We start from the raw sequence: 14,287 nt of genomic DNA on the forward strand, positions 1-14,287 counted from the left end.
CCGCTTTGCGACGGCCGGTGGCCGCGTCGTCCGCCGTGGGTTGTCTTTACGCTGGGTTGCGGACGCCGGAATAGGAATGCGGCGGAATCGTGGCGGAAGGTGGTTGGTCGAGGTGGCCGGGACGTCGTCAAGCAGGTGCGAGCCAAGCGAAAGCGGCAACGCCGGGAACGTGGGCGGCATTCCCGAACCCGCGCGGGAGTACGCGCGGACGTTCGCCGAGATCCCGCGGATGAGCGCCGAGGTCGAGGCGCCCGAGGGTGCGCGCTGGTGGAGCGGCGGGGATGCGCGGGCGCTGCTGTGCGACGGCGATTTCCTGCGGGCGCGCGTGGCCGCGTCGCGGGAGCTGTACCCGATGCCGGAGGCCGACGAGACCGGTCGCGGCGGGCTGCCGGGGGACACGCGGTTCCAGATCCAGGTGTGGTGGTACTCGACGTGCAATTCGTGGCTGGGGCCGGCGGCGGCGTCGATCGTGGTGCAGGGGCGCGCGCCGCGGCCGGGGTGGGACGGGCTGACGGTGTTCCGCCGCGACGACTACTGGCTGGGGTACGCCGCCGACCGCTTCACCGACCTGGGGGCGGACGCGGGGCTGGAACCGGGGGATGCCGAGACGGCCGAGGGCGTGCGGGCGTACGGGCGCGCCGTCGGGGAGATGCTGGAGCCGGTGGTGGAGGCGATCGGCGATGAGCTCGGCGTGCGGCCGGCGCCGCTGTGGGCGATCGCCGCCGACGGGCTGGCCGGCGCCGCCGTCGCCGCGGGCAACGAGATGATGGAGCCGTGGGCCGGGGCGCTGGTGGGAACGTGGCTGGTGGAGGGCCTGGCGGAGGTCGGGCGGGTGCCCGCGCCGAGGTTCGTCGACGTCGAGCCGTGGGCCGGGCCGGAGGGCGTGGCGCCGACGGATCTGGAGGCGGCGGCGGAGGGGGAGATGGCGGATTTCGACGTCGTCACGCACCTGGAGAGGACCTCGTGCTGCATGATCTACCGCAGCCCGAAGGCCGGATTGTGCGTGTCGTGCCCGCGCCGGTCGGCCGACGAACGGCGGGCCCTGTGGGCGGGCGCGTGACCGGGGCCGAGCCCGGGGCGTGACCGGCCCGTTATCGCTACGATGGCGTGCGGGCCGCGACCGGTGAGCGGGCGATGGCCTCCGTCGATTGAGGGAAGGGTCCCATTCATGAGCTTCTTCGAGCAGATTGCCGCGGCGCTGGACCGCGAGGACATCGAGAGCCGGGTCAACGGAGACACCCTGTTCGTGCCCATCACCATGGATCTCGAGGTCCAGTTCGTCACCATCGACGACGATCTGCCGGCCGCGGAGGTCTACGTCGCGGCGGCCGACGTCGATTCGGACGACGCCGATTTCGAGGCCGTGCTGGTGTCCGTGGTGTTCTCGGTGGAGGACGCCGTGGATGCGGTGGCGCACCACGTGGCCACCGACCGGGTGGTCAATCTGCTGCGCGTGCTTCTCGACGGCGAGGACGACCGCGTGTCGGACCTGGAATTCGAGCAGGACGCAGAGGAGGCGACGCTGGTCACCGCCGAGGTGGGGGAGGCGTCGCTGCTGCAGGTGCTGGTCACCGCGAACGACAACGACCCGGTGGCGCACGTGCGGTTCATCGCCCAGGACGAGAACCTGGACGACATCGTGGACCAGGCGATCGCGGAGTTCTGGGATTCGGACACCGAGACGATTCTCACCGACGATGACCGCCGCAAGATGTTCGCCGACCTCTACGCCGACGCCGCGAGCCTGCGCAATGAGGTGCTGACGCTGGGGTCGTTCAAGGACTTCGACAAGCTTCTCGACGTCCTGTCGCTCGCCGCCGACAAGGCCGAGGAGTGGGAGGACCAGCTCGCGCCCGTCGAGGACGGCTTCGCCGAGACCCTGTACTCCACGTACCAGGACGACGACTGGGACGACGATGACGACGAGTACGGCGATGACGATGACTACGACGACAACGACGAAGATGACTTCGACGATGATGACGCCGCCGAGGACGACGCGGACGACCGGGATGGCGCTGGCGCCGGCCGGGATGGCGCCGGCCGGGACGGTGACCGCGGCGACCGGAGTGGTGACCGCGGCGCCGGCAGCGATGCGGGCCGCGGCGCGGACGATGATGGCGCGGATGAGTCGGACAAGAACGAGGGCGTGACCGTCGACGAGGCGTAGACGGCCTCAAACCCGCGTTGGCGGGCGAGAAGCGGGGCACTGGCTTTGGGCCGGTGCCCCGCTTTCGTCATACCAGCCCCAAGGTCCGTCGATCGCGTTCGATTTGAAACGCCCGCGGCGCAAAACTCCTGGTGATTTGCCGTCGCGGTGTTTCAAAATGAACGCGCGCCCGGGATGTTGGGGCTGGTGTGACGAGCAGCGGGCGGTTATGCCTCCGCGACGCGATCGAGCGCACGGGCGAGCGTCGCTTCGGCGCCGTGGGGGCCGGCGTCGGCCGCGTACCCGGGATTCTCCAGGCAGCGCAGGGCGATCCCGTCGACGGTGACGCGCAGGTCGGTGACCAACTCGGCGGTCATGTCGCCGTCCGGTTCGAGGTCCGGGCGCAGCTTTGCGACGGTGCCCGCGCACAACTCATCAAGCTGCCGCCCGGCATCGGCGACGGCCTCTCGGATGGGTGCGCTGTCGGGGTGGCCGGTCATGAGGGCGAGCTGGACGACGAAGTCGGTGCGCGAGACGTCGTCAAGCGGAATTACCTCGCGCAAGACGGCGAGGAACGTGTCGCGAACCGGGGTTCCGGCGGCGAGCTCGCGGGCGAAGACGCCCTGGATGCGGGTGGCGGCGCGGGCGGCGTTGTCGCTCATCAGGGCGATGAACAGTGATTCGTGCGACGGGAAGATGTGGCGCAGCGAGCCGGTGGCCATGCCGGCTTCGGCTGCGACGTTGCGGACGCTGGCGGCTTCGATGCCGCCGGCGAGGATCAGGCGGCGTGCGGCGGCGAGGGCCTGCTCGGAACGTTCGGCGGCGGTGAGCCGCCTGCGAGGGGCGGGGCGGGAGGTGCCGGATGCTGCCATGGGCCAAGTCTAGCTCAGTCGTGCTAGTGTCCGGAAGTGGCACGACCGTGCTAAAAGCTGGGAAGGGAAGTGATCGGCCATGGTGTACGCGATCATCGCTTGTGAAATCGGGTTTTGGTTGCTCATCGCGCTGGGGCTGGTTGCGCGGTATCCGCTGCGCCGGCCGCGGTTGGGGCTGGTGCTGCTGGCGCTGACGCCGGTGGTCGACGTGGCGCTGCTGGCGTTCACGGTCATCGATCTGCGCGCGGGCGGGCAGCCGGGATGGGCACACGGGTTGGCGGCGCTGTATCTGGGGTATTCGGTGATGTTCGGCAAGCGGGCGATCGCGTGGGCGGACCGGACGTACCGGCGCCGCGTGCGTGGCGAGCAAGTGCCCGACCCCGTCGCCGGTTCGAAGCTGCGCCGGGAGTGGGCGGATTTTGGCCGGGCGGTCGTTGCCGCGGGGATTGCGGCGGTGGTGCTCGAGGTGTGCGTGGCGTTGGCCGGCGGTGGTCCGGAAGCGATGGCGCTGCGGGATTGGCATCCGCGCATCGGCGTCGTGCTGTTTTTCTGGTTCGTCACCGGTCCCGCGTGGGTGATGCTGTCGCCGTCGGAGCGTCGTGCGGTGGAGGCGCGGTAACTGCGTCGCGGCTCCGGGAGCGCGCTTTTCCTTATTGTGGTGCTCATGACTTCCGTCGATCCCGCGCTTTTGCGCGACCGCGCCCGCGGGTGCCTGTTGGGCCAGTTCATCGGTGATTCGCTAGGCAGCCTCGTGGAGTTCGAGACCGCGGAGGAGATCGCCGAGCGTTATCCGGATGGGGTGCGCGATCTTGCCGACGGCGGCACGTGGAATCTCATCGCCGGCCAGCCGACGGACGATTCGCAGATGGCCATGATGCTCATCCGCAGCCTCCTGCGCCGCGGCACGTTCGACGCGGATGATGTGCTGCGCGGCTACGTCCACTGGTATTCGACGGGGCCGTTCGACATCGGCGCGACGTGCGCGCAGGCGCTCGGCGGCGCCGGGCTCAACGAGGACTCTCAGGCCAATGGCGCGTTGATGCGCGTTTCGCCGTTGGGTGTTTTCGGCGCTCGCGAGGATGTCGGCGTTCGCGTCGCCGCGGATTTCGCCCGCGAGGATGCCGCGCTGACCCACCCCAATCCAGTTTGCGTCGATGCGAACGCGGTGTTCGTCACCGGCCTGGTCACGGCGATTCGCGGCGGCACGCCGAAGGAGGTCGTCGATGCGATGGAGGCGGCGACCTCCGAGCAGTCGGTCGCGCAGGCGATTGCGGCGGGGCGGACGGGTGATGTCTCCGACTTTGAGGAGCACATGGGCTGGGTGTTGCTGGCGCTTGCCATCGCGGTGCGTCAGCTCCTGCTTTTCGACGACCCCGCCGACGCCCTTGTCGACGCGATAGGCATGGGCGGCGACACCGACACGAACGGCGCGATCGCGGGGGCGTTGCTCGGCGCGGTGCATGGGGCGGAGGCGTGGCCGGAGCGGTGGGTCGCTGGCGTGCTCGAGTGTGAGCCAGCAGAGGGCCGCACGGGCGTGGCCAATCCGTTGGGCCCCGAGTTCTGGGCGACGGACCTGCTTGCCCAGGCCGACGAGCTGGCGGGATTGGCGTAGCCCGCGCAGCCACGTAGATCTTGTACTTGGAGCCACGGCGCGATCCTGGACGATTGCCCCGATCTCTCATGCGGCTCGCGTGCGTGGGTTGAACAACTCGGGTGGGCTGGTGAACACCCGGCCCTCTCGGTCGCCGATCCAACTGAATCGGAATGCGCCGCTGGCGGGGTCGGTGCCGTTGGGGTGGATGTTGCCGGCATCGTGTCGGCCGTGGAGTGCTTCGGCGATCGCCCGGGCGTGAACGGGGCCGGCGAGGGGAGTGGGGTGGTCGTCGTGAAGCCCGACGCGGATCGAAGCCGTGAATAGGTAGACCGGATTGCCGCCGAGCATGAGGTATTCGGGGTAGCGGAGCGATAAATCCCGGACCAGGCCCGCGGGTACTCGTGCCCGTCGGGTGCGGATGGTCGCCGTGACGCCGCCGGAGTCGGGTAGTGCAATGGTGTGGTCGAGTGCGCCCGGTCGGATGGTGCGTGCGGCGACGGGGTGGCGGTAGAAGGTCGACACCAGCGCAAGTTCGTCGGCGCACGCGGAGCGGTAGAGGTCGGCGAGCGTGGGGGCGTGCTGCGGGAGCTGATGCACGTCCCGGCTGGAGCTGTCGGGGGAAGAAATGGGCTGGTCGGTGGTGGGATGGTTCGAGGGCGTCGTCATGGCCCGCACTCTAGAACATGGCTCGGACGGGTGTTCGAACATATATCGAACATGTGTGCCAACCGGCTTTGGCCGGCATGATCGGGGTTGACGGAACGGCGGTGGTGGCGGTCGAAGATCCAGGGAGCGGAAATGAAGCGGTCGGGTCCCAAACCCCTGAGTGATCGGGTTTCGCAGAACTTGAGTCGCGTCAAGCGGCGCGACACCAAACCGGAGATTGCTTTGCGGCGGGAGCTTCATCGCCGTGGCTTGCGGTTTCGGGTGGATTATGGACGGGTACCCGGTCATCCCGACGTTGCGTTCACCAAGGCGAAGATCGCCGTTTTCGTCGATGGATGCTTTTGGCACGGCTGCGACATCCATGGATCGATGCCGAAGAACAACTCCGAGTGGTGGCGAGCCAAGATCGACCGCAACCGAGCACGTGATGCCGAGGTATCCCAAGAGCTTCGAAACCTCGGATGGATCGTTCTCAGGTATTGGACGCATGACGACGTCGACGAAATGGCCGATGAAATCGAGGACACCTGGAGAGACCTCGTCGGTTTGGAGCCCCTGGCACGGGTTTGATGAGATGCGGGAAAGACGAAGTCAGACCATTCCCGGCAGAGTCGGCGTGGCCTCGATCCTCCCGATACCTTCGAAGGCATCGAGCAACGAATCGGCGATCGCTTTCGCCAAAGGAATCGGAACCGCGTTTCCTATCTGCTTTCCGATCGAGGTCTTCGAGCCGAACCAGAGATAGTCTTCCCGGAAACCCTGAATCAGCGCGGCCTCGAAGTGCGTGATCGCACGATGCTCGGTCGGATGAATGTAACGGCCCTTCTCCGGCTTGAAGAACTCGGTGCGAATCGTCACGGAAGGGCGATCCCACCGGAGCCGGCCCATGACGTCGGCGGATCCGGACTTGTGATTGCGCCAGCAGGGGGCGAGGTATTCCTCCCTGATGTCGAACCGGTTGCCGCCCGGGGGAATGTCCCGAAATCGCTTCAAAGAGATCTCGCGGTAGTCGCGGGTGAAATGAAGCTCGTGGGTCTGCACGGGACGTTCGCTGCGGAGATGGGTGCTCGTCACGGAAGCGGGCACGCCCGCCAGGACGTCGCGGAGTACGAGCTTCTTCTCTTCGGGCAAGTCATCGGGCCAAGCAGGTGCCGTGGCGCCCTTCTTCCATCCAAGAGCGATGAACCGTTTGCGATTCTGTGCCGCACCGTAGTCATTCGCGTTCAATATCAACTGGTCATGAGTGTAATCTGCGAGAATTCCGCCCGGATCGAACTCCTTCATGAACAGGGGCGCTTCCAACGACTTCATGAACTGCGGAACATTCTCCATGACGAAGTACGTCGCGCCGGAGTCGCGCACGGCTTCCGCGTAACGACGCCAGAGCCGGTTTCGTTCGTCATCGGCGGCTTGCTTCCCCAGCTGCGAAAAGCCCTGACACGGAGGCCCGCCGACGACGACATCGACTTCGGGGACGGTTTCGTGTTCCGTCCACGTCTCGATGTCGCCGGCGAAAGTGATTCGATCTCCGTCGCCGTGGTTCGCGTCGAAGGTGTTCGCGGCGTCGACGTCCCATTCGACTGCGCGCACGCATCGAAATCGATCGCTGGCCTGCCGGAACCCTTCGGTGATTCCTCCCGCACCGGCGAACAGGTCCAGGGTGCGGAGGGGAGTCGAGGTCATTGCCCCAGGCTAGCCGGCCGCATGTTCCATCACCAAACGCGGGGTCACACGGCCGGCATTCGCCATCTCGCGTGGGCTTCGCACTTCCTTCACCCGAGCGCATCGACGCTTTCGGCGACGACTTCGTCCACGAATGCCCGCAGCTCGGGAGGCGTCAAGGCGAACGTGTCGATGAACGCGAGCCGACGTCGCATGCGCTTGGTGACGTCTCGGACGAACTTCCTTCGCGGCAACCGTGTCAGGTGGCGCGCGGTCGCCTCCATGAAGTACAGGAAGAACTCCCGGTGGCGCGTGAAGGAGGTGCGTTCGAAGAACTGGTTCAGTTCGGATTCATTGAACGTTTCCAGAAGTCCGGGGCGTTCCCGGCAAACGGTTTCCTGCCACCACAGGCGGCCCCAGGCATGCCTGGTGGGATCGATGCAGATCCACCGTTCCTTGTTTCCGGGCGTCCCGTTCGCGTTCGCCCATCGCCAGTGCGTGAGGTCGGGAAGCAGAATCAGGGAAACGAAAGACCAGATCCCGGGCTGCCCGGCTTCTTCCCATGTCAGCCGCATGTGGTCCACGATCAGCGGCGCCGCGGCGCGATCGAAATCCGTTCCCGACGCGGACGCATGTGCATCGGGGCCGTACCCGTGCTCCCGGGCGACCGCGATCAGCGCTGCCCTCATCGCCTCCATGTCCCGTTGGCCGATGCGGCCGCCGGTGGGGCCGTAAGTCATTTCGTTGTGGCTCAGACCCTGCGGGGGAATGTCTCCCGCCAGCAGCTCCGTTTGGAAAATGGTCTCGGCGATCGACCTGGCGATCCGCGGCCACAGTTGGGCCTGTTTGGCGGTCATCAGAAGGGACGCCCCTTTCCTTGTCGTCGAGTGATTCCTTCGAGGCTTGCTCGGAGACGCGTGATTTGGTCGAGACCTCCGCCCAGGTTCGAGCCTGAAAGCTGAGCCTGTTCCAGCAGCAACGAGAACATCGCCCCGAGCGACCCCACCGGCCACGAGGAAACTTCGCCGAGTTCTTCGACCCGGTCGATTTCCATCGCCAGGTGGAGCATGTGCGTCGACAATCCATGGCTGAGTTCGCGCAGCAGGGTTTTCTGCGTCGGAGTCGGATTCTCCGCGGTGGTCGCCTTGACCAACTTCTCGTCCCTCTCGTTCAGATGCAGAACCGAGGCCGAGTTGAACGATGCCGTCAAGTCCGTCGAATCGAGTTCGAAGTACCAGGAAGCATCGGGGTCGAAGGGCGTGTGCGCGAAATCGTCGATGCACACGGGGAATTTTCCTTCGTCATCGCCGAGAAGCACGGTCTGGGAGTCCTCGTACAAGACGGTTCCGGGGCTGCTCGGGGAGCCCTCCTCCGAGCCCGCCGCCGGCACCGCCGTCACCGTGGTTCGGAGCGTCAGGCGGCCGCCGATCTCCATCCCGTCCAGCTTTCCCCGGATGCTGCGTTGCTTCTCGTCGACGACGATGTCAAGGGCGACGATGCCTCCCATTTTCGTGGAATCGCTGGACCACGAGACCGTCACGCGAACGGCGGAATGGTCCGCCAATCCGCAATCGGCGCGTATGCCGTCGATGTCGATTTCGTAGGGGCGCGAGATCTCCAGATCGGTTCCGGGATTCCAATCCGGAATGCCATCCTCCAAAACGGACCAGTCTTCGCCGACGCGGCGCGTCCAGTCTTCGAAATCGATCCGTTCTTCCGAAGGGATGAGGTAGGGACGATTCAGCATCACTCCTCCTTCGTTTCGACGCTCAGACCGATCGACGCATTGGCGACCCTCGAGATCACCACGGTGAGGGTTTCATTGCGGGAAACGTCACCGGTGACCGATAACGCACTGCCGTCGGAAAGGACGTTTCCCTCCTCGTCGCGCCAGCCGATGATCGTCGGCGTGGGAGCGTTGATCGGAGCGTCGTTTTCCCGGCGTCCGTCGTCGAGAACGACGTAAGGGTCGGCGATCAAGGTGACTTGCCGATGGCCGACATCCGGTGGCCGAACCTCCGCGATCATCTTGAGTTCGCTTCCCTCCCGCACGAGTCTCGGCGGACCGATGACCTTCGCAGTCGGGCCACGTTTGCCCCCGGCCCGCGTGGCCTGGGTCTTCTTGGGCGTCGCCGGATTGGCTTCGCGTCCGTCGAAGGGGATCAGGCGGGCCAGATTGGACGACAGTCGTCCGAGCCCGGCCAAATCGGACGATCTCGAAGACGCCCTGCTCGCGAGGAGTTCCTTGATGCCCTTTCGGAGGTTCGTGGTCGCATGGTTGACGACGAGGCGTGCCTTGTCCGGGAGGCCGCGGGTTTCCCACTTGTCGTGCGTAGGCGGCTCCGCATCCGCGAAGCACTGGTCGAAATCGGGGGACGCGATGAACGCGGCACCGTATCCCATGTCCTGCCCCGGATACGGCTCGCATTCGAGGTAGTCCACGACGAGTTTCGCCTGACGCATCCGGGCGACGTGGTGGTAGGGACTGGTGAATGGTTTCGCCGACAGCAATCCCGCGTTGGAGCCCGAGGTGGGGTCCGCCTGGCAGAAGTGAATCGCCCACTTCCCGACTTCCCCGGGGAATTTCTTGGTCTTTCGGACGATGGTGCTGCCCTTGTCCGCCTCGATGGCGTCGAGGGAAAGCGTGAAGGGGCGAAGGAACGGGTACTGATCGGGCCGTTGGATGGGCACGGGACGGCCGTCCGCGACCACCGATACCTTGATTTCCGGTCGCCGGCCGGCTGATCCGAGCTTCGGCCACAGATGCCACAGGATCGCGGAAACGACGCGATCCGCCGCTTCATCGATGTTGTCGTGACGCGATTCTTCCTCGCCCTCGGCCAAGCCGAGATTCGGCATCAGGATGGCGACGTCCGTGCCGGTTTCCCCGTCGTCGAATCCCGGCAACCCGAATTGCCGCGACATGGCGGCGGCTTCGTCCTCGAGCAGGGGGAGGGGAACGCCGCGCGAGTCATCCGTGGCGCCCCACCAATGACGACCGGTGTAGCGCACGCCGTCGGTGCCGCTGAACGGATCGCCCAATGCGGCTCCCATCAGTCGCCGCCGGTTCACCCGATCCGTGCAGTGGGTGTCCACGAGAATGGCCCCGCACGCGCTGAGGTTGTAGAAGATCGCTTTGCCGAAGCCGTACGTGCCGCCGCCGAGATCCTTGTCCCTGGGCTCGCCGACGTTGCGGAGAAACTGCACGAAATTCGCCACGTGCCCGGGCTTCACCTTTTCATCCGCGAGCAGGGGACCGCCCAGGCCCGATGTGCCGCGATCGCCGATGATCAGGATCAGGGTGTCGGGCGTCAGGTCTCCGGGGTGTACGACGGTTCCGTCGGTTGAATCCGAGTCGCCGATCAGCCGGCGCCACGCATCCGCGTGCTCTCCGAGACGCCGGAACTCGATCGAATAACGAATCTGGTCGCCGATCGCGGCATCCCAGCTGTTCTGGGCGGATTCCCTGACCAGCACGTCGAGGAGCTCCATCGAGGGGGTTCCGAGCTGCCGCATGACGCCCGAACCGGTCACCCCTCCCTCCGGCGGGAAAGGTTGGGACCACCAGCGAATGTTGCTCATTCGTCGACCTCCGCCAGCCAAGACCGGACGTTCGAGTAAGCGTCGCCGGTGACCAAGTCCTCCGGCTCGATCGAATACCTGAGACGTTCGATGCCGGCGGGGAATTCGCCGTCCGCGAAGGACGAAGCGACGATGCGGGGAGTCTCGTCGGTGACCTCGAAGAGAGATTCCCGGACCACCGCGTACTTGAACTGTGCGAGGGACTCGTCGTCCTCGAGCACGCCGATCTTGTTCAGGGTGGTGCGGAACTTCTGCTTGTCCTCGACCAGATCCTCGATTTCTTCGGCGAGCTCCAGCAGACTGTTTCCTCCGTCGTCCTCTTCGACCTGCCGAAGGCAAAGAAAGAGGGGCTTGTTCCCGAGATTGTCGAGTTGGAGCGGACCGTGGAAGGTCACCTGGTCGGAACCCGAACCATATGCCTTGACTTCCAGGGACATGGTGTCGAACTCGAAATCATGGGGGGCCTTGGACGGCCCGGTCCAGCAGGTGGTCTCGATGATCTGCCCTGCTTCGAGAAAATCCTTCAGCACGCCGAGTTCCGCGAATATCCCGATGCGTTGTTGCGGCGTAAGCGAACGACGTCGGCGATCCAGGAAGAGGTGCTTCCACTCGCCGAGACACTCGAGCGAAGCCTTGACGGGATCGGCGCTTGCGGCGGCGACATCGATGAGCGCGGCCGCGAGCCGGTCGAACGTCCGGGTGAGAGACGGATTGACGCAGTAGACGTCGAGATGGCGCTCGTAACGATGGCGTGCGACTCCCACGTCGCGGATCCTGACGCGGAGCGAATCGCCGTCGTGGAACACCGAACCACAGTAATCGCCGGCCGGGATCAACACATGATGGAATCCGTCCTGATCGAGCGCCAGCCGGATTTTGGTGCCAAGGGCGTAGCCCATGGTGAATTCACCCGTCGTGGGGCGTTCCAGTTGCGCCCAAAGGTCGGAAAACTTGGGTTCGCTCATCAGTCGTCCTCGGCATCGGAGTCGAAAATGGTCTGCATCTCTTCGGCGGCTTCTTCGGCCGTGTCCTCGTACTGCGGCAGCTCGACCGCCATGTGAGTGCGAAGACGGCGCTTCTTGACGTCCACCTCGCCGTTCAATTCGGGCTCGGGGAAACCGATGCCGATGCCGATCGGCGCGATGCCGCCGGCCGCGTCGATGTTGTACTTGCGCATCTTCGGCGTCTTTCCGGTCGCCTTCGGTTCCGAGACGGGATCGATGGGATAAACGAGGAGAATGCCCTTCCGGCATTGTTCGTCATCCAATCCCCGCAGCGTCAGCATCCTCGGATCGGAGGCGATCTTCTTCTCTCCGCCGCCGGCCACGCGGAGTTCCGAACGGCTCTTGCCCAGTCCGAGGCCGAAGTCCGTGGGATTCGACAGGGTGTGGATGCGCTTCTTCGTGGGGTCCGGGATCTCGGCCGAACGACGGGACGACGAAATCGCCCCGAGCTTCCCGAGCTCCACGTCGCTTCCGTCACCGGCGATGAACGCGACCGTCCACTTTTCCAGGTAATCATCCCCGACGTTCACGTTGTCGCGGATGAACTGGGACAGCAGACGCGGGTCCATGTTGGGCTGCGAGTCGTGGATCGAATACTCGGAGAGGAAATCGAGGATCGCGTCGGCCGGCACATCATCGAACACCTTGGATCCGCCGAGATTGTCGCTTTCCGGCAGGAGCTTTCCGTCCCGGACGGCGGCATCGGCCAGTTTCGCGCCGGCGGCGAGGTTCGCCCGCAGGAGCTCTTCGTCGCTCACGTCGAAGTAGCGGGTGGTCAACGCATGCCCCGTGAACGTGATGTCGGTCGTCTTGGCCGCTCCCATCTTGGCGGTGATTGCCAGCGAGGGGTGCGTGAGAATGCGGACGGCGACGTCCGTCGGGGTCAGGTCCTGTTCCTGGTACCGGTCGATGTCCAGGCGCATTTCGAACTCGACCTGGGCGAGGTGCCGGAACTGGTCGCGCAGCTCCTCCGTCATCCAGATTCGGGGGAGTTCCTCGTACCCGTTGCGGAAGCCGAACCATCGACCCATCTGGAGGAGGGTGTCGTACGCGCGGGCGGTGCGGACGAACACCGACGAAACGAGGCCCTCGAGCGTGAGGCCGCGCGAAAGGGTGTTGGCGCCGACGGCGATGACCAACTGGGGCTCGGTCGCGCCCGTGTAGTCGAGGCGGTCCTTGCTTCGGTAGTTGTCGAGCACGATCCTCGTGCGTCGAACGACTTCGGGGAGCTTTTCGAGCACCTTGTCGAAGCCGAGGCTGGCCCTCTGGAAATCTTCGGCGGGCACGGCCGACGATTCCTCGTTCCATTGCAGTCGGAGGCGATCGATGGTCTCCGGGTCGTTCGCCTCGATCTTCGCGAGCAGGTCATCCCGGTACGTTTCCAGCGGTTCCCTGAACGTCTCGTGCACGTCGGTGGCGATGTGCGTGTGGACCAGCATCGAGCTGTGCTCCTCCTGGCCGCGCGCGAATCGTGCGGCGGTCGCGAGGAAATACCAATCGACGGCCTTCTTCAGGACGCCCGAGACGGACGGCTTGAAGTTCGGGATGTCCTTCTTGGTCGCCGGGCGCAACGCGCCGAGTTCGCTCTCGTCCACGAGCCGGACCATGTCGTACCCCGCCGACTCCTCGGAATCGTTTTCGGCGTCGAGCCGGCCGAAGATCATCTCCGGACCGAAGTAACGATCGGGCCGGGGAAGGTTCAGGATGAAGTCCCGGGGATAGAAGTCCTCGGATTCGGTGGGGTCGATGAAGACGTTGGCGAAGGGGGTGGCCGTGTACCCGATGTAGGTGTTGCGCGGCATCAACGCCAGGATCTCGCGGATGAGCGGGTTGATCGTGGCCGTTCCGACCGATGCCTGATCGGCCTCGTCGTCGATGACCAGCACCCGGAGGCTCTTCAGGTGCTCGCGCATGACGTCGGTGCCGAGCCAGTCCCTGAGTCGTCGGAGAACGACCGGGTTCTTCTTGATGACCATCAGGCCGGTGGCATTGCCTTCGCCCAGCGCCGCTTCGCCGTTGAAGGTGGGTTTGCGGAAATCCGATTCATCGGTGGTGAGGGAGAGCCACTTGTCGGAATTGAGATCGGTCAATTCGGAGGACAGGCGATTCTGCGTCTGCTTTCGAAGTGAATTGTGGATGCCCGAAAGCACGATGACGAGGTGGTACCCGAGGTCGGCCGCCTTCGCCGCCACCGCCGTGAAGTTGGTGGTTTTGCCCGACTGGATGTAACCCACCACGAGGCCCCGGCAATTGAAGGAACTGTCGTCGGGACGATGGGTGTGGGCGACCACGACGTTGGAAGCCTCATCGACGGAGTCGACCTGGTTCTCCGGGCGCTTCTTCTCCGTCAGGTAGTACTCGCGCAAGCGGGGCCAGCAAATGTCGTCTGCGCCGGGGCCGGGGTACCAGGGTTCCATTCCGGCGGGGCGAATCGCGGCGGGCTGAGACTCGATGATTTCGGTGAGCTTGAACTCGAAACCCTTGCACAGCTCTTCGACGGTCTCCGGGTCCGGGACCATGTGCTCGAATTTCGAACGAGCCGCCTCCATGCCGTGCGTTCGGGCGTAGGAGTCGAAAACGTCCCGAAAAGCGTCCAACATCTGCATTGCATCCTCCAATTCACGATTTCGGTGAAAGGTTATCGCGCGCACCGGATTCGAGCATTGCCGGACCGGGCCCACGGGCCGTTTTCTCGAATGAATGCTCGATGTGCCGTGGTTGCCGGGGGTGTTTCATGGGGGTGTGGAGTGAATCGCAT

12 protein-coding genes and 1 pseudogene are annotated in these 14,287 nt (G+C 65.2%); 5 read left to right on the forward strand and 8 right to left on the reverse strand.

Annotation, left to right across the window (positions count from 1 at the left end):
- The first annotated feature begins 112 nt into the window (after nt 1–112).
- Entirely contained in the window at nt 113–1,060 is a 948-nt protein-coding gene (locus CHAN_RS04490) for a (2Fe-2S)-binding protein (RefSeq protein ID WP_290293319.1), read from the forward strand.
- A gap of 108 nt (nt 1,061–1,168) precedes the next feature.
- Nucleotides 1,169–1,990: pseudogene (locus CHAN_RS04495) on the forward strand (hypothetical protein); the annotation flags it as partial.
- A gap of 386 nt (nt 1,991–2,376) precedes the next feature.
- Here the strand turns inward: CHAN_RS04495 and CHAN_RS04500 are convergent.
- Entirely contained in the window at nt 2,377–3,021 is a 645-nt protein-coding gene (locus tag CHAN_RS04500) for a TetR/AcrR family transcriptional regulator (RefSeq protein WP_290292240.1), read from the reverse strand.
- Nucleotides 3,022–3,100: 79 nt separating this feature from the next.
- Here CHAN_RS04500 and CHAN_RS04505 point away from each other — a divergent pair, with 79 nt between their 5' ends.
- Both CHAN_RS04505 and CHAN_RS04510 read left to right on the forward strand, forming a co-directional pair.
- The gene (locus CHAN_RS04505; protein WP_290292242.1) at nt 3,101–3,640 is read left to right on the forward strand and encodes a hypothetical protein; all 540 of its coding nucleotides are present in this window, start codon (nt 3,101–3,103) and stop codon (nt 3,638–3,640) included.
- Between the two features lie 45 nt (nt 3,641–3,685).
- Nucleotides 3,686–4,633, forward strand: a complete 948-nt coding sequence (locus tag CHAN_RS04510; protein ID WP_290292245.1) for an ADP-ribosylglycohydrolase family protein — start codon at nt 3,686–3,688, stop codon at nt 4,631–4,633.
- Between the two features lie 66 nt (nt 4,634–4,699).
- Here CHAN_RS04510 and CHAN_RS04515 read toward each other — a convergent pair whose 3' ends face one another.
- On the reverse strand, nt 4,700–5,281 hold the full coding sequence (locus CHAN_RS04515) for a hypothetical protein (RefSeq protein ID WP_290292246.1): 582 nt from the start codon (nt 5,279–5,281) through the stop codon (nt 4,700–4,702).
- A gap of 132 nt (nt 5,282–5,413) precedes the next feature.
- On the opposite strand from CHAN_RS04515, the gene CHAN_RS04520 reads away from it, so the two are divergent.
- A complete protein-coding gene (locus CHAN_RS04520) occupies nt 5,414–5,851 on the forward strand; it encodes a very short patch repair endonuclease (RefSeq protein ID WP_290292249.1) in 438 nt (145 codons plus the stop codon).
- 21 nt (nt 5,852–5,872) lie between these two features.
- Here CHAN_RS04520 and CHAN_RS04525 read toward each other — a convergent pair whose 3' ends face one another.
- From CHAN_RS04525 to CHAN_RS04550, 6 genes are all read right to left on the reverse strand, one after another.
- A complete protein-coding gene (locus CHAN_RS04525) occupies nt 5,873–6,964 on the reverse strand; it encodes a DNA cytosine methyltransferase (protein WP_290292251.1) in 1,092 nt (363 codons plus the stop codon).
- A gap of 89 nt (nt 6,965–7,053) precedes the next feature.
- Nucleotides 7,054–7,800 carry a DUF6339 family protein gene (locus tag CHAN_RS04530; RefSeq protein ID WP_290292254.1) on the reverse strand — a complete coding sequence of 249 codons (747 nt, stop codon included), beginning with the start codon at nt 7,798–7,800 and terminating at the stop codon, nt 7,054–7,056.
- Nucleotides 7,800–8,690, reverse strand: a complete 891-nt coding sequence (locus CHAN_RS04535) for a hypothetical protein (RefSeq protein WP_290292257.1) — start codon at nt 8,688–8,690, stop codon at nt 7,800–7,802. Before CHAN_RS04535 ends, CHAN_RS04530 begins: the two co-directional genes overlap by 1 nt.
- Nucleotides 8,690–10,525, reverse strand: a complete 1,836-nt coding sequence (locus tag CHAN_RS04540; RefSeq protein WP_290292260.1) for a hypothetical protein — start codon at nt 10,523–10,525, stop codon at nt 8,690–8,692. The genes CHAN_RS04535 and CHAN_RS04540 overlap by 1 nt, the downstream gene beginning before the upstream one ends.
- Nucleotides 10,522–11,490, reverse strand: a complete 969-nt coding sequence (locus CHAN_RS04545; protein ID WP_290292263.1) for a PD-(D/E)XK motif protein — start codon at nt 11,488–11,490, stop codon at nt 10,522–10,524. The genes CHAN_RS04540 and CHAN_RS04545 overlap by 4 nt, the downstream gene beginning before the upstream one ends.
- On the reverse strand, nt 11,490–14,135 hold the full coding sequence (locus tag CHAN_RS04550) for a Z1 domain-containing protein (RefSeq protein ID WP_290292266.1): 2,646 nt from the start codon (nt 14,133–14,135) through the stop codon (nt 11,490–11,492). The genes CHAN_RS04545 and CHAN_RS04550 overlap by 1 nt, the downstream gene beginning before the upstream one ends.
- Nucleotides 14,136–14,287 lie beyond the last annotated feature (152 nt).

Source organism: Corynebacterium hansenii, from assembly GCF_030408795.1.
GTDB lineage: Bacteria > Actinomycetota > Actinomycetes > Mycobacteriales > Mycobacteriaceae > Corynebacterium > Corynebacterium hansenii.

Excerpts from the sequence above, each read along its gene's own strand:
- CHAN_RS04500 (WP_290292240.1), bottom strand. The coding sequence starts at position 3,021 with ATGGCAGCATCCGGCACCTCCCGCCCCGCCCCTCGCAGGCGGCTCACC.
- CHAN_RS04505 (WP_290292242.1), top strand. The coding sequence starts at position 3,101 with ATGGTGTACGCGATCATCGCTTGTGAAATCGGGTTTTGGTTGCTCATC.
- CHAN_RS04510 (WP_290292245.1), top strand. The coding sequence starts at position 3,686 with ATGACTTCCGTCGATCCCGCGCTTTTGCGCGACCGCGCCCGCGGGTGC.
- CHAN_RS04515 (WP_290292246.1), bottom strand. The coding sequence starts at position 5,281 with ATGACGACGCCCTCGAACCATCCCACCACCGACCAGCCCATTTCTTCC.
- CHAN_RS04520 (WP_290292249.1), top strand. The coding sequence starts at position 5,414 with ATGAAGCGGTCGGGTCCCAAACCCCTGAGTGATCGGGTTTCGCAGAAC.
- CHAN_RS04525 (WP_290292251.1), bottom strand. The coding sequence starts at position 6,964 with ATGACCTCGACTCCCCTCCGCACCCTGGACCTGTTCGCCGGTGCGGGA.
- CHAN_RS04530 (WP_290292254.1), bottom strand. The coding sequence starts at position 7,800 with ATGACCGCCAAACAGGCCCAACTGTGGCCGCGGATCGCCAGGTCGATC.
- CHAN_RS04535 (WP_290292257.1), bottom strand. The coding sequence starts at position 8,690 with ATGCTGAATCGTCCCTACCTCATCCCTTCGGAAGAACGGATCGATTTC.
- CHAN_RS04540 (WP_290292260.1), bottom strand. The coding sequence starts at position 10,525 with ATGAGCAACATTCGCTGGTGGTCCCAACCTTTCCCGCCGGAGGGAGGG.
- CHAN_RS04545 (WP_290292263.1), bottom strand. The coding sequence starts at position 11,490 with ATGAGCGAACCCAAGTTTTCCGACCTTTGGGCGCAACTGGAACGCCCC.
- CHAN_RS04550 (WP_290292266.1), bottom strand. The coding sequence starts at position 14,135 with ATGCAGATGTTGGACGCTTTTCGGGACGTTTTCGACTCCTACGCCCGA.